Source organism: Nitrospinota bacterium, assembly GCA_016208975.1.
GTDB lineage: Bacteria > Nitrospinota_A > UBA7883 > UBA7883 > JACRLM01 > JACQXA01.
The window spans coordinates 46,198-62,193 of record JACQXA010000002.1 but is presented as its reverse complement, the minus strand read 5'-3'; the positions used below and the strand labels follow the sequence as shown (position 1 = coordinate 62,193).

General features: G+C 56.2%; 11 protein-coding genes. All 11 read right to left on the bottom strand.

From position 1 onward, the window contains the following. Window position 1: 1 nt before the first annotated feature. Window positions 2-808 (bottom strand): class I SAM-dependent methyltransferase, encoded by an 807-nt coding sequence (locus HY751_01955; protein ID MBI4665154.1) that lies wholly within the window; start codon window positions 806-808, stop codon window positions 2-4. Between the two features lie 11 nt (window positions 809-819). Next, on the bottom strand, window positions 820-1,368 hold the full coding sequence (locus HY751_01950; protein ID MBI4665153.1) for an acyltransferase: 549 nt from the start codon (window positions 1,366-1,368) through the stop codon (window positions 820-822). Window positions 1,369-1,385: 17 nt separating this feature from the next. Further along, on the bottom strand, window positions 1,386-2,150 hold the full coding sequence (locus HY751_01945; protein MBI4665152.1) for a class I SAM-dependent methyltransferase: 765 nt from the start codon (window positions 2,148-2,150) through the stop codon (window positions 1,386-1,388). Continuing rightward, window positions 2,147-3,271, bottom strand: coding sequence for a radical SAM protein (locus HY751_01940; protein ID MBI4665151.1), 1,125 nt, complete (start codon window positions 3,269-3,271; stop codon window positions 2,147-2,149). The genes HY751_01945 and HY751_01940 overlap by 4 nt, the downstream gene beginning before the upstream one ends. A gap of 2 nt (window positions 3,272-3,273) precedes the next feature. After that, window positions 3,274-4,803, bottom strand: a complete 1,530-nt coding sequence (locus tag HY751_01935; protein MBI4665150.1) for a B12-binding domain-containing radical SAM protein — start codon at window positions 4,801-4,803, stop codon at window positions 3,274-3,276. A gap of 19 nt (window positions 4,804-4,822) precedes the next feature. Beyond that, on the bottom strand, window positions 4,823-6,739 hold the full coding sequence (gene asnB, locus HY751_01930; GenBank protein ID MBI4665149.1) for an asparagine synthase (glutamine-hydrolyzing): 1,917 nt from the start codon (window positions 6,737-6,739) through the stop codon (window positions 4,823-4,825). Window positions 6,740-6,751: 12 nt separating this feature from the next. Beyond that, window positions 6,752-8,437, bottom strand: coding sequence for a hypothetical protein (locus tag HY751_01925; protein ID MBI4665148.1), 1,686 nt, complete (start codon window positions 8,435-8,437; stop codon window positions 6,752-6,754). 33 nt (window positions 8,438-8,470) lie between these two features. Further along, the gene (locus HY751_01920; GenBank protein ID MBI4665147.1) at window positions 8,471-9,466 is read right to left on the bottom strand and encodes a glycosyltransferase; all 996 of its coding nucleotides are present in this window, start codon (window positions 9,464-9,466) and stop codon (window positions 8,471-8,473) included. A gap of 287 nt (window positions 9,467-9,753) precedes the next feature. Then, window positions 9,754-11,766 carry a hypothetical protein gene (locus HY751_01915; protein MBI4665146.1) on the bottom strand — a complete coding sequence of 671 codons (2,013 nt, stop codon included), beginning with the start codon at window positions 11,764-11,766 and terminating at the stop codon, window positions 9,754-9,756. Between the two features lie 15 nt (window positions 11,767-11,781). Beyond that, window positions 11,782-14,361, bottom strand: coding sequence for a hypothetical protein (locus tag HY751_01910; GenBank protein MBI4665145.1), 2,580 nt, complete (start codon window positions 14,359-14,361; stop codon window positions 11,782-11,784). 76 nt (window positions 14,362-14,437) lie between these two features. After that, window positions 14,438-15,904: a cobalamin B12-binding domain-containing protein gene (locus tag HY751_01905; protein ID MBI4665144.1), complete on the bottom strand. Its 1,467-nt coding sequence runs from the start codon at window positions 15,902-15,904 to the stop codon at window positions 14,438-14,440. Window positions 15,905-15,996 lie beyond the last annotated feature (92 nt).

The window sequence follows — 15,996 nt, the reverse complement described above, 5'->3', positions numbered from 1 at the left end:
ATCACACCCTTTTAACAGTTACGGCCATGGTCACCGCTATCTTGCTGGTGACGTTCCGGATAATCCAGTTCTCCAGCGCGAACAGGCCGTTGATGGCGAAGGTTGGCAGAAGCTGGCGGATCCTGAACCCGCCGGTGAGCAGGAACGAAAGGCAGGTGTTGTATTCCACTTTTTCTATTTTGAATTCAGGGTACATCCGCTGGAACTTTTCCCGGTCCCGGAAAAAGGCCATCCACGCCAGGGCTATGTTGCTGTCGGTGAGCCTGCCATCGCCTTCAAAACCCCATTCTTTGGCGGTAACGTCCATCTTATCCACGTGGATTTTGTAATACAGCTTCGAGAATGGCGTTATGGCAGGATCCACTATCACCATTTCACCACCGGGTTTTAACACACGCCGGGCCTCGTTTAGAAAATCCTCGAACCGGCCCAGATGGTGACAGACGAACATCAGGAACAGCCGGTCCACCGAGGAAGACTTGAAGGGCATTTCAAACGCGGACATCGAAAGGTCCAGCCAGCCCACCTGCGTCACGTCGCTGGTGATGAGGCCCGGAACTTTATCCTTCAAAGGGCTTGTGCCACTGCCGATTTCCACCATTGTCGCTCCAGGCCCGGCGCGATTGGCCGATTCCACAAAAGGGCGGCAATACTCGTTGTAGAGGGTGGCCAGAGCCGGTTTTTTCCGAAGCACCTGGCGCTCTATTTCCGCCGCGCGGGCGCTGTCGAAATCTTTTCCCTCAAACCCTTTAAGTTCCGGCAGGCGAAGGAGCTTATCGGCCAGGTCGCGGAGAAGTGATAATGGCATGGAAGGGAAGTCTATTTTCTTTCGCCGATTTTCTTCGCGGGGACGCCCACGTTGATGGAATACGGCTCCGTGTCTTTGGTGACCACGGCCCCAGCGCCTATGACGGATCCGTCCGCTATGGTAACCCCTCCCACCACCACGCAATTGGCGCCGATCCAGCAATTCTTGCCGATAACGATTTTATCCGCCTTGGAGGCCTGTTCGATTATCGGCGCCGCAAGCGACATGTTATGGTCCCCCGCCACGATGGAGCAGTTGGGCGAGATCAGCGTTTTATCGCCTATTTCCAGCCCCCCCTTGCCATAAACGTAGGTATTGGAATTTATCAGCACGCCTTTGCCCAGCTGGATGTTTTTCATGAACACGAACCGGACGCCGGGATAAATGTACGGGGTGGAACCTATCCTGCCGAAGAGCATTTTGTAACATGCGTAGCGGAGAAGGAACCCGAACACGCCCGGGATGGAGCGCACGAGGAAACCGATGTCCTCCTCCAGTTCGGCGCGCAGGGCGTCTTTAATAGAGTAGTTTTTAAAGATTACTTTCAGGAAATCGCTCATTCCGGCGCCCTTAAGGCTTATACCCTTTCGACCTCGACCACAAGTATATGGCCTTTTAATGCCGGGCTGGCTATAAAATCCTCGGCCACGAAAACCGCGTGCAGGAAGGGGAACGCCAGCCTGTATATTTTAAACAGCGGCGAGTCGTTCATTTTCATCAGGTCCGACTGTTCTTTCATCTTGTTCTTCTTCAGGTAAACAAGCTTGAGAAGGTCCATGAAAAGCTCGGACAGGATAACCATTGAATACCGCCGGTTCACCACCCGGAAGACCCCGGTATCCGCTATGAGCCGGTTCATCTGGTCCCATGAGTATCCGATTTTGTGGTGATACTCGCCTGAGCCGGGGATGTCGTGGCCAAGGTTGCGCAACGGGGTTGTGGCGCGGAGCCCTTCCAGCGCGGGCACTGTTATGAATACCCTGCCGCCGGGTTTGGTGACTCGGCCTATTTCCGAAAGAACTTTTCCGTCTTCGTCCCCCGGCATGTGCTCCAGCAATTCCGAGCAGACCACTACATCAAACGAAGCGGTCTTGAACGGTATCTCCCCGGCGCTGGCCCGGGCCATGTTTGGCAGGCCGTTCTCCCGGTTCGATTTTAGCGCCTCGAAATCATACTCCAGCCCAACGCATTCGTACCCGTTCCCCAAGGCTCTCATCATATAGCCCACGCCGCATCCCACGTCCAACAGCCTGCCGCCCCCTTTGGGCATCAGCTGGCCCAGGTGGAACTGGCGGAGCCGGGTGTGGACCGAATAGCGTAAAGGATGGGCCTGTTGGGTCATAGCTTGCAACAGCGGGAGCAGGCGGGGTAACCGCCGTTTTTCAGATGCCCCCGGAACAGTTTCATACGGTCGCTGTTCCAGATGTCGAAAAGATCTTTGTCGTCCAGCGAGCCCAGCTCAAGATATATTTTCGAGCATGGATAAACCCTGGCGTCGGCGTCCACCAGAATGCCCCGCCACGGGTACAGGCATTTGCGCGCTGTCGTGTATTTATCTTTGGAATACCAGTTGTCCAACTCCGCTTCGGTAAGCGTGGGCGCCCACTGGACCGGCATCCGGGGCGCCCCGGCATTAAGCCGCCGCATGAATCCGCGGATGAATTCCGCGGCGCCAGCCAGCTCTTCCTCCCCTTCTATCTCGTTCACGCCCGACTCCACGCCGAAAAGGTTTTGCATGGCCCGCTCCTGCGCGGTCATCTCCCCGGCAAGCAGGAAGTTATAGTGCTGGAACCTTATGCCGTCCAGCGAAAGCTCGTTGGCAAGCTTTAAAGCGTGGTCTATGCTTTGCAGGGAACGGGGGGTTATGGTGTAGTTCAGTATTATCTTGGTTGCGCCACGGTTTCTGGCGAAATACTCCAGGTTCTTTTTGAGCATCTCGTAGCTTTTGGGCGCGTGGGCCACCAGCGGATGGGTGGTCTCGTCACCCAACAGGGTGAAGTCTATGTAATCCAGCCCCAGTTCCACCAGCCTGTCGGCCTTTTCCGGCGTGACCAGCGTGCCGTTGGTGAAAATCTGCACCGGCAGGCCCTTCCCCTTGGCGTATTCCACCATTTTCAGGATATCCGGGTGGGCGAACGGCTCGCCGCCGGAAAGGATGACGCACGGCCTGCTGGAGACGGCGGCGTCTATCACGCGGGAGTATGACTCCAGAGGCAACGACCGCTTGTTGCCCAGTTCCAGGTGGAAATAGCACATCTCGCAACGGATGTTGCACACGTGGGTTATGGCGAAAGTGATGTTGCGGACGGCGTGGACATCCTTGCCGTCCATGAAATAATCCACCGGGAAAAGGAACAGGTCTTTTACTATGGCGGATAATGGATACATCTTCTTGAAGAAGCGTATGCGCCTGTACACATTGGCCCAAACCCTGGCGGACTCGGCCAATCCTTTGCCGGCCATTTTCAGCTCAACGCCGCCCTTAACCGGGGCATTATTTTCACCATCATCCGCCACAGCTCGTACTCCACCATAAACTGGTGGACGTTGAACTTGAGGCGGAACATGGCGACGGGTTTATAAACCCGGGACATCAGCCGGAGCAGGCGGAAGAACATGTTGTTATTCCCCCGCGACTCCTTGATGATCTTGTCGTCTATAACGAAAGAGGCCACCTGCATGAGCTTTATGAGATTGTTGTGCTCGGGGGTGTACCATGGATGCGTTATCTTTTCCTCCGCGTCGGAGGAGTCTATCTGTATCCAGTCGTCCAGCGTTTTGGGGCCTTTGAAAGCGTAATCCTTCTCCGCCACTTCCAGCGTTTTGGTGCCGGGTATGGGCTTCCAGTCGCCTCCGAACCCGAAATAGGCGTTGGGGTTCTCTTTTAATATGGTCAACACCAGGTCTTTGGTCTCCAGCAGGTCTTCGTAAGTTTCGCCGGGCGTGCCGTAGATGAAGTTATAGTAAGCCGTCAATTGCGGGAACCGCGCCAGTTTCCGGTTGGCGTTCAATATCTGCTCCCGGGTGATTCCCTTCTGGAAACCTTTCAGCACCCGGTCGCTTCCGGACTCCACCCCCACCATCATCAGCCTGCCCCCGGCTTTGACGAGGAGGTTGAGGAACTCGTCGTCCATCTTCTGTATCTCGTTTATCCTGGCGCCCCGGAACTCCATGGTAATGTTGAGCCCCTTCTCGATTATCCGGGTGAACAGCTCTTTCATGCGCGACAGTTTCGGGAAGCTGGTGTCGTCTATGAACACGATGTGGTTCACGTTGTAGCGGGCCATGACGTGCTGGATGTGGCCCAATATCTCGTCCTCCTCCAGCGCCAGCCATTTGGGCCCGTTAATTTCCTTGTAGATGGCCGGGTGGACGCAGAAGGAGCATTGATATGGGCACCCGATGCTGGTGAAAATCGGGAAGTTCCGGGCGCCGTTGTAGGTCCGGATATACTTGGCGGCGTTCACGTCTATCAGGTCGTAGGGAATGTCGCTGTAATGGAGTATCTCGAACTCTTTGACCCTGGGGTTGTGGAGGGCCTTGCCGTCCATCTTGTACGATAAACCGTCTATTCCCGAAACGTCCTCGCCGTCTCTCAGCTTTCCAATAAGCTCCGCCAGGGGTTTTGAGCCGTAACCCCTTATCAGAAAATCAATGTAAGGCTCTTCCACGGTTTCCGGCAAAATCGTGGGGTGCGGCCCGCCCCATACTATCTTCGTTTGCGGGCTTTCGCTTTTGATGAACTCGGATATTTCGCGGGAGTTTATCAGCGGGCTACCGGTCATGACCGAAATACCGGCCAGGCGCACCCCTTCCTTCAATTTCTGGCGGATAGTGACGCGCCAGTCTTCCTGCTCTGCCCGCAGGTCCACCGCTTCCACCCTGTAACCGCGCTTTAAGCTTTCGGCGGCGGCATAGATGATGGAAAGCGGCAGGTCCACCACCATGCTGTCCATGCTCCCGAGTTTGGGATATATGAGAAGCGCGTCAATCATGATTTACACTGCAAGGTTTTTAAGGCTGGCGGCCCGTCGCGGCGAACTTGTCAAACCACAGCTCCAGCATGGCCAAAGCCGTCAACTGCCGTGTGGCCAGCATGCTACCGCTATCGTAAGCCGTAAAAAGCCCTTCTATATATAACGGCCTGAAGAGGCCGCGTTGCTCCATCCGTTTCCTGTCCAGCAGGGTAGCGGCCCAGTTCCTGAACCGTTTCCTGTTCTCGCCGGTGACAGGCATGTAAAACGCCTGTTTGCCCTTTTCCCTCAGCTCCGGCGGGTAAAGCCGTTCTATGAGCTTGCGGAGAATGACCTTGTTCCGCTTCCCGTGGATTTTCCCCGCGTCTTCCAGGCTCAACGCCATTTCGACGACCCGGTAATCCAGGAAAGGGCTTCTGGTTTCCACCGCGTGGGCCATGTTCAGCTTGTCCAAACGGTACACCACGCTGAACGGAATCCAATATTTCAAATCTAGCACACTCAAGGCGGAATAAAAAGAGAACCCGTCTATGCCCGCCCATTCCCGCTCTATCTCCTCGCTCCAGGGAGCGGCGGAAACGGATTTGCGGAAAGAACCGGTGAGGGCGTTTTTCTTGTCCTGGGCGGTGAAGCAGGAGGTTATGCCCTCGTAAAACCCGCCGAAACTTCCGCAACCTTCAAGCATGTGGGATATTTTGAGCCTTTCACGCTGGCCTATGCGGTCCGGGTAATCGAAAAAGTAGTTCAAAACCGCAAGAGGAGCGGCGTTTATGGCGCTTGAAAGCGCGGAGCCCATGAACGGCGCGTTTAGGAGAAAACCCATCCTGCGGCGTTTCTCCATCAGCCGCTGATGGAAATAACCGTTTAAAATCTCGTCGGCCCCGTCGCCTGTAAGAACCACCGTAAGCTTGCGTTTGGCCTCCCGCGCCAGCAAATACGATGGCAGACAGAGCATGTCGCCGAAGGGCTCGTCCAGGTGATAAGCGATTTCCGGCAGGAGGTCAAAATCGGCCGAGTCCACCGTTACGGGGTTGAACTCGAACCCCAAATGCCCGGCTATCTTTTGCGCCCGTTCCCGCTCGTCATATTTATAGTCCACGCTTAGGGTATATGATATGCGGCGGCCCTCGGATAGCCGCCTCATCATGCCCGCCACGGCGGCGGAATCCACCCCTCCGCTCAAATAAACTCCTAGCGGCACGTCGCTTTGAAGCCTTATTTTCACCGCGTCGGAGAAAAGGGATTCGAAACGGTCCACGGTCTCGCTGTCATAGGCTATGGGGCCGGGTTTGGCGGGATTCCAGTAACGGCGTATCGAAACCTTCTCCCCCTCCCAAACCAGCATTGTGGCCGGCTCCAGCTTTTTGGCCGACTTGAGAATGGTCATTGGAGCCGGGACGTATCTTAAGGATAGATACCGGTCCACCGCGTTGGGGTCTATGTCCCTTCCCACCCAGGGAAACAGGAGCAGGGATTTAAGCTCCGAGGCCATGGCGAGTTTTTCGCCCGCCCCGGCGTAATACAGCGGCTTTTTTCCGAACCTGTCCACGGCGGCGATAAGTTTCTTCCGCCGCCCGTCCCACAGCGCGAAGGCGAACATGCCGTTTACATGCTCCAGGAAGCTTTCGCCGTATTCTTCATATAGATGGATCAGCGTTTCGCTGTCGCTGTGGGAGCGGAAGACGTGGCCCCGGGATTTAAGCTGGCGGTTTAGATCCACGTAATTGTATATCTCGCCGTTGCACACAAGCCAAACGTCGCCGGTCTCGTTGGTCATGGGCTGGGCCCCGGCGGGCGACAGGTCTATTATCGCCAGGCGGCGGTGGCCCAGCGCCACGGGGCCGTCCCGTTTTACCCCACGGCTGTCCGGCCCGCGATGGGCCAGCAGGTCGGTGGCTTGGGCGAAAAGGGAATGGTCCGCCTCGTCCTGGCTAATCAGGGCCGTTACGCCGCACATCTCAAGAGACTCTTACGCAAGGTTGGATACGGTGATGGTCGAGATGATGGTGTCTTCCACTATCTCGTATCTTTTGGTGAACTCTATGCGCCGCGCAACGGAATCCAGAGGGATATCGGCCAAATCCGTGACAGGTTTTAACGTAATCCCGCCATTGCCGGACGACAGGTAGAACATGATGGCCCCGGTTGGGACAGCCTCGTTGAACGCCAGCTCGTCCTCCACGGTGATGGAGGTCTCCCCCAGCGTAACTTTCCGCCGGAGTACCATTCCCCCCTCCCCCGCCGCCAGGTTCACCGACGACTGGTTCAGCGCGCTCCCTTTTCTCTTGCGCACCACGTCTATGCCCATCCTGGCCAGCCGCGAGCCTATGGCCGTGGAGCAGGCCAGCCTTAAACCCACCCGCGAGATGAACGACGGCATGAATTTCTTCACAACGCTTATGGGCGCCTCCGTCATCATCTTGCTGGAGCCTTCGATCAGCGGCAGGTTCCGGTTATAAGTGATATTGGTGGCGTCGCCTGCGGGGAGGCGCAAAGCGTATCCGTAATCGGCCACGCAATAACCGTTGGCGGAGTTGAATATCCTTACCAGCCCCCCGGCGGCGGGCGCAAACACGGCGGTGTAATTTTTGCCGGAGAACCAGCCTGTTTTGGCGGACTGGTAAAACCCGCGTTTTCCCGATGGGGCGAACAGCGGCAATGTTTCCGGGGTCTTTTCAAAGCCCGATTGCGGGTTGCGCGCGTATTCATAGGCCAATAACGGCTGGAAAGCCCAGCGGGACAGCCTAAGCTCGTCCCCCAGCGTGTTTTTGTAACTGTCAAACCCGGCGGATTTTTCCGTGAACCTTTCGCGCAGGAACGCCGCCCGGCCCGAATGGGGCGCCATGAGGATTGCGGCTATTCTTGATACATAGGGGTTGTGGCATACGCCGTATTCGTCCCCCAGCCGTAAATCCGGATGAACCCATTCGCAGGCGAAATCGTAAGCTTTTATAAAGGGCGCCACGTTTGACCAATCGTTCCACAGGTCCATGGCCATGGCCACGTACTCCACCGTGAGGAAGGTGTAACCCGGGTCCATATGCCCCACCTCGGGGAACCATCCCTCCGCCGTTTGGGCCTTTATTATGGAGTCCAGCTTCTTTCTGGCGGCGGCGGCAAGTTTATCGTCTCCCAATATTTTCCCGGCGAAGGCCAGCGCCCCCACGCCCACCGCCTGATGGTTCGTCTTGAACAGGTCGTTCCTGCGGGTGAGCCATCCGGCGGTGGAAGCCAGCCCCTCACGGGCGATTCTTATAACATGCGCCGGCAAATCGGTTCCCATCACCTCCAGCGTTTTGGCCACGGCGAAGGTGGTGAAGGCGGCGGCGGCGAAGGCCCGTTCCCCTTTGTACCATTCGTCCAGCGACCCGTCCGCATAAAGGCTTTTGCGCCAGAAGACCATGGCCGCGATGACCGCGTTTTTCAGCCGCTCGCCGCCGCGCCAGGGCGAGCCGGGGTATTCGTTCCGGTAAAGCATTGCCAGCGGGAGCATTACCTCCTGCCTTCTTGCGTCCGCCACGTCCGAGGTTTTGTCGCGCCAATAGGCAAGGTGCATGCACCCGTATGTGGGCGACAGCGGTTCCATATCCATCTGCGAAAGCAGACGGTTCACGGAGCCCGCCACATAGGCGATCTGCTCTTCTATGTCTTTCATCCGGATATGGCCGGGGTACAGCTTGATAAACCGTTAGCTGGAGCGGGCGTCATCTTTTTCGGCCGCGAAGCCGGTTTTGCCCGCGATGAATTTGAGATGATGCGCGCCCCCCATCATGTGGTAGGTGATAAGCTCGCCGATGAGCCCGAAGAAGAGCATGATGACGCCCAGCAAAAACAGTATGGGCGAGAGTATCCATAACGGATGGTTGGCCAGATGCCACAGGGGAAGCCCCATGGCCAGCGAGTAAAAGTGCATCAATATGAAGTACGCGCCGGTGACCATTGAAACAAGAATCAGCGCCACGCCGTAAAAGCCGAAGAAATAGAGGGGGGAATGAAGATAGCGCGTGATGAAGAACACCGTAAGGAAGTCCACCGCGCCGGAAAAAATCCGTTTCGCGCCGAACTTGGAGTATCCAAATTGCCTGGGGGCGTGCTCCACGGGAACCTCGCCCACGCGGAACCCCATGTTCGCCACCAGGATAAGTATGAACCTGTGAAGCTGGCCATAAAGGGAAACGTCCTGGAGGCATTCCCGTTTGAATATTTTCAGCCCGCAGTTGAAATCGTGGATTTCCAGCCCCGAGAACCGGCGCATGACCCAGTTGAAAAACCGGGATGGCGCTGTTTTGCCGATAGGGTCGTGCCGGGTGGCTTTCCAGCCGGTAACGCCGTCCAGCCGGTTCTCATCCATATGGCGGATGAGCTTGTGGATCTCCTCCGGCTGGTCCTGCAAGTCGGCGTCCATCATGAGGGTGAGACGGCCCTTAGCCTCGCGGAACCCGGCCTGCAACGCCAGGGATTTCCCGCAATTGGCGCGGAGGTGGATAACCTTCACCATGCCGGGGTTGGCGCGGCTTATCCCGTCCAGCTTTTCGGCGCTACCGTCGTCGCTACCATCGTTTATGAATATAACTTCATAAGGCCCGATGGCGGCTAGCGCGGGCAGTAGCCGCTGGACAAGGATAGGGAGCGACTCCACCTCGTTATAAACCGGGATAACCGCGGAAATGGCAAGTTCAGTCATTCACCTGTTTTTCCGTAATTGGGACAGCATGGGCGGATAATCCCGCCCTTTTGGTAAGCACAGATTGTAACCTCCGGGGCATATTTACACAACTCGTGTCATGCTTCGATGGTGTTTCAGGTTGAATCCCGATTATTGGACAGATCCTTCACTTCGCTTCCGCTTCGTTCAGGATGACAATGTACTCAACGGCGCTTTTGCTGTCATTCCGAGCGTAATCGAAGAATCTCCCCTGCGCTTTCAAATGGGACGCCACCAGCGTATCGACAAGCCCAGGGTGACATTATTCATTTGGCGGAATATACCAGCACGCTGTCGTTCTGGAAGGCCAGCGGCAGGCGGCTGGGGTTTTGAAGCTTGCCGTTTTCCATTACGAAATAGTCAATGCCGTGCTTTTGCGCCATGCCCATGCGCCATGCGTCGTCCTTCCCGTAAAAACTTTCCTGCGCCCGCTGGCGAAGCAGTTTGTAGCGGTTTTTGTCCGTCCGCATTTTGAAGTATTCGTTTATGTCTATCCCAAGTTCATCAAGCCGGGCCAGACCTTCGTCCCACAGCTTCTTGTCCGAAACATACAGGCCGGACATTACCACCCACTCGTATAACTGCCCCATGGAGCTACGCTCCGAATAGGTCCTCCACCCGGCATGGTCGTGCGCTGGATAGAAAATGGCCGGATCCACGTAAAACAGCGCCTTTTTATCCGTTTGATCCCTAGCCCAAAGCTGGGCGGCCATGTAGTCGGCGCCTGTCTTCATCTTGCGTTCGTCCATCTGCCTGGCCTCCATGTAAGTGTGCGCGCCAAACAGGGCGATGGCCGTAACGGCTACCGGGAAATAATCACTCTTGAATATCAATCGCGCCGCCACCGCCGCGACCCAGACGGGAAGGATTATATGGAATGCCTTGCCTAACAGCCCGGCGCCGCCCAGGTAATAGACCGCAAGCTGTTTCCAGTAATCGAAAACACCAATGGCCTCTTTGGCCTCCTTGCCACCGGCGTAACCCAGATGGGCCAGGCCAGCGATGGTAAGGAGTGTAAAGAGCATCAGAGCCGCTATCCATGCGTTGTTTGTTACGCGGCGATTGAAGGCGCCCCGGACGGCCGGGGAGGCTATCAGTATCGTGAGCAAAACGGGGAAGACCGATTCGATATAAAAAGCGCTGAAAAGCGCAGTGGCGGCCAAAAACGGGCGGATGTAGCCTCCCGCCACGATGTCTTCCCACAGCCCGTTCACGGCATACACTATGGCCACGAACAATAAAAGCTCGCTTGCGCGGAAAAGCGTGACTTTCACAAGGATGGGTTTAACCACGGTTTCTGAAAGCGCCACACCGGCGTATATCATGAGGAGGCACAGGATAAGCCCGGCGATTATTTTCGAGTCGGTTTCCCGATGGCTCTCCCACCTGCGCCCCATGTAATAGGCCATCAATATGAAAGCCGACAGGAATGATATATATTCCCTGCTAAGGGCCGTGAAGTACCCCAAGGTGATGGGGAACAGGTGTATCTTGTTGAGCCGGGCGATGTCGAACCATGTTTTGTCCGGCAGACCCGCGTTGGTGATGTTCTGCGGCTCGTACATCAGCGCTGTCCATATGGCGGCGATGGCGGCGAAAGCCAGGGCGCCCCACAGGGGTTTTCGCCATTGCTGGCGGACTTCCGGGTCCATCACGGCCATGCCCGCGATGAAAATGGCGCCGTGCAAACCTAAAATAGGATGGGTGGCGAAAGCCAGCCCCAGCAACAGGCCGGACAATGCGTACCTGTTCTTCAGCGCCGCCACAATCCCGAATATCTTGAACGCGTCGCAGGCGTTGTAATAGACGCCCTTGAAGAACGGGCCCGTGAACCAGCCGATGTTCACGCTTCGCGCGTCGGAGGCTATCACCACGGCCACCACCAGAAGATGCGCCATGGGAGAGGCGCTGGGGAAAAGGGTCCTGGAAAAAACGTATGTGGCCGAGGCTATCAAAACCAGCTCCAGCGCCACCACCCAGATAAGGATGGTGGATGGCTCCGCCCCGGTGATTTTCGCCGCCAGCGGGTAAATGTACATGAAGGCCGATTTGCCGAACGCCACATAACCGCCGGGGAAGTTCCTGGTGAAATTCTCCGGTTCCAACAGCTCGTTCACCCATTCCATGGGCGCCATGCCGTACATGGCGTAGTAAATTTTAAGCTGGGCGGTGTACTCCCACCACGCGTACCCCAACAGGCCTATGAGCGCGGGAACCGCCACATAGGGCGATGCGCTCCATTGGGCCAGTCTGGATGCGTAATGTCTTATGGTGTCCATGGCGTTCGGCGGCTGTTAACCTTTGGTGGCCTTCAGCACCAGAAAGCTTTTATTCTCGAACGCCACCGGCAAGGCCGAGCCCGCCCAGCGCCCATCCCGCGAAAGCTCATCCATTTTTTTCTTTTTGAGCACGAAGTAATCCACCCCGTAATTATCCGCCAGCTTGAGCCGCCACGCGTCCCCCAGGGTGTAATATCTTTCAATCACCGCCTTGTAAACCTGGCCATAGCGGCCCGGAATGATTTTTTCGCTTAAATCGCCGCCGGAGTCGAATTCCTTAAACCTGTTTATCCCCTCGTTGAACACTTTGCGGTCGGTGGAATAGACCCATCCCATGAGGATCCATTCATGGAACACGCCGAACGAGCTTCGCAACGAATAGTCCCGCCAGCCGGTGAAAAACCCCGGGTCGGTCATGAACAACGACTGTCCCGGCGTTGTGGCGTTCGCCCATTGCTGGACCTGTTTATAGTCGCTGGCCTCCTGTAGCCACTCTTTTGAATAGGACAGTTTTTGGTTCAACCAGAACACCGACATCCCCACCACAATAAAGCTTATGAACATGGGCGCAATCCCGTCCCGCGCTTTGCCCCATTGCGCCAGCGCGCCCAAAACCAGCGCCGCAATCAAAAGGGTAAGGTTTCCAACGTAGGCTTCGAGGTATCGCGGCGGATCCTCATAAAATCTGGAAAGCGGCGAGAGGGGGCCGTATATCCCCAAATAGGCGTAGAACCCGATTATCGCCATGATTAACGCTGTCCAACCCATGGTGGCGACATGGCGCGGCGCAAGAATACGCTGACGGATGGCCGTGAACGGTTCTTTCACCACCAACGCCAAGGAATAGGCCAAAGGGTATGAAGCGCCCAGGATAAAGGGGGCGGACAATGCCCCCGCCCCGGCCACCCTTCCGGCGAAAGAGCCGTTTTTAATCTGCTCATACAGGCCACGAGCCACAATCCCAAGCCCAAGAACCACGGCCAGCTCGTTGGCCCGGTGCAGGCTGAGTTTCACAAAAGTTACGTTCAGTTTGAAATGGTTTATCAATAGCCCGGCTACCGCCAGGGCCACCGCCCCCGCCACGCCGAAAACCACCCGGCGGTTTACGGGCCCATCGTTAGCGTTCTTCCCGGAATAGTGGATGAACAGCAGGATGAACGAGAGAAAAGGCATGAACCGGAAATAATGCTTGGCGGTGAGGGATCCCCTGTCCACCGGGTACAGATGGAAACTGGCGAACGTGGTGTAGCGGTAGAATTCTTCTTCCGTAACGCCCTTGCTAAGGACGGCGCTCATGTCGTTGTGGGTGAAAGTCCACAATCCGCCAATTATGGCGAACATCACCAGCCCGGCGAGATGGGCCTTGTTGAAAAAGCCCCTCGGCTCGGCCAGTTGCATGGCGAAGATAACAAAAAGCCCCATGAGCGCCGTGGTGGGGTATATGCAGAAAGCCACGGCCAGCAATATATATGGCGCCAGCGTCCTACCCGTGAGAAACGCGGCGAGCGCGAAAAGGATCAACGCGTCGGACACGTTGTAATAAAGTAGAAGGCTTTGAAGCGGCGTGGGCCGGGCGTAACCGCCCATGCTCAAGTCTATGGCGCTACTGGCCAGCGCGAAAGCGGCTGATATTACATAAACCGCCGGAGGCGCGTCTTTAACCGTGGCGCGGACAAGGGCTATAAGGCCAAGGGTGAGCGCCAATATCTGGAACCCAGCGATGGCCGGGAAAAGTTTTTGGGGGGCGGCGTTGAAAAGGTTGTAAGCAACCTTATATAAGTGCATGAACAGCGACTTGTCGAACAGGGCCGTGCCGGAGGTGAAATCCCTGGCCATGGCTTGCGGATTGACGGCCTGATGGACATAGGTGATTGGCGTATAACCGTTTATGGCGACGTATAAGTCCAGGTTCCGGGTGTTATAAAACCATGCGGCGACGACAATCACGCCAACGCCCAACGCGCCCATATAAAAACGGTGGTTGGCGCCACGCCCAGCCTGGAAAAATAAAAGCGCCAATGTGGCCAGTCCGCCGAGAATGGCGGCGGCGTACGCAAATATGGAGGGCGCTTCCTTTACCGTTATTCCGCGCAGGGCGCTCCATGAACCGCCCACGGATTTTATGGACAGGGTGGCGTCGCCAGCGGGGATACAAACATTAACAGCGCTGGGGGAGCCTCTATCTATCCAGCCGTCCTTTGCGCCGCCGGTTCCTGAAGCCACATTGATAACATTGGAAACGCTGGCGCCTCTTTGGATTATAAGCTCCGTGGGATGTTGGTCGTGGCTGTCGAAGAAAATTATTTCCACTTCCACCGGCCCGTCACTGGGCGCTTCGATGGAGATGGTTTTGGGTTGCCCTCCGGCCCAGGCGTCCAGCGGGCCGGGAAGCTGGATGGGGATATTCTGATTATTCGCGGTGGCCGAGTATTCACTTTTGCCATTCCAGAACTGCTCGGCCATGGCCCGGTCGGCGAAATAGACCCTTTCAGGCGCAACACGGAAGAATAACTGGTAACACGCCCAAAGCGTTACCAGAAATATGATCCCGGCGATGGTCTTTTGAATGCGGTTATTATCTTGAAGGATATTCATTAAAGTTCAGGCGAAGCGCCTGGCATGGGCCGTTCAGCGAGGCGCACAGGGAAATGGGTTTCAAGGGTATCGGATATTACCCGGCTTTATGGGGTTTTGACCCCCCACCCATGAAATTAGCCGCGTAACTTGACAGCATGTCCACCCCGGCCCTGCAATACCGCGCGAACTGGTCCATGGAGCCCACGGTTTTTACCGCGCGCATAAGCTGGACGGGCCTGAAATAAAACTCCAGCATGGCCTTGTGGGACATTTGCCGCACCTCTTCGTCGGTAAGGTTCGTCCACGGCCTGCCAAGGAATGTTTCTATGGGTTTGGGGGATTTTATATAGTCCGCCCAGAAATCGTAATTGACGTTGTTTACGTAATAATTCTCGTAAAGCTGGGTTTTCGGGAAAGGCACCAGCGCGTTGAATATGGCGAAATCCAGCGGAAGGCTTTTTGCCAGGTCCACCGTTTGCCTGTAAGACTCGTAGGTTTCGCCGGGGCTTCCCACAAGGAAATAACCGAACGCCGATATGCCCACTTTCTTGGTCTTGTTCACGATGTCACGCATCTGCGGCACATCCGCCTTCTTGCGGAGTTTTAGCAGAATTTCGGGATTGCCCGACTCCAGCCCGTAGAAAATGCGATAACAGCCCGCCTCTTTCATGGCCTCCAGCATCTCCTGGTCTATGCTGTCCACCCGGGAGCGGGCGTCCCATATTATCTTCTTGTGGAGGCCGCGCCGGATAAGCTCGGCGCAGATGTCCAGCACCCTCTGCTTCTTGATGGTGAACGACGAGTCGAACAGGTCTATCTCCCGGATGCCGTGTTTTTCGTAACATTCCTCGAACTCGTCGGCGATGTTCATGGCGCTCCGGGCGCGCCATTTGGACTGGGCCGCCTCGCAGAAAATACAGGCGAAGGGGCATCCCCGGCTGGAGTTGAACACGGTGTAGTTGCGCCGGGTGCTGATGAAGTTATAGTAAACCTCGTTGGGCACAAGATGCCTCGCCGGGAAGGGCGTGCTGTCCAGATCCAGGTTCACCGGGGCCGGGCCGTTGTATCGGACGGCGCCTGATTCGTCCCGCCACACAAGGCCTTTGAGCCCTTCGAAACTCTCCCGGGCGGTGAAACGGCGGACGAACTCCGGCATTACCATTTCCGCCTCACCCACGCAGGCATAATCCACCAGTGGGTTATAGATGAGGGTTTCTTCCGGGAATATGGAGGTATGCACACCGCCAAGGATCACCTTAGTGTCCGGCAGGAACGATTTTATATAGCCTACGAAATTGACCACGTTGTGGAAATGGGAGGTGAACACGGAGAGCCCCACCACGTCCGGCTGGAATGCTTTCAGGCGCTCCTCCATGTCGTGGTTGGAAAGGCCCATGCCGATGATGTCCAGATACTGGAGCTCCACCTCCAGTTTTTCCAGCGTACCGGCCACGTAAAGGAGCTGTATGTTGGGCATGTGCCCGAAATGCTTCATCACGGTTTTGTTGCCCGGCTCGTTGGTGATCCGGTCAACGTCGTAATGGATAAGGGATACTTTCATGTTGGAAACCGGGATTAAACTTCAAAAACGGAGAACGTCATATATTCATTTTACATTAAAAGCGCCGGGCCTTCGCGCGGGGAGCTTTTCAC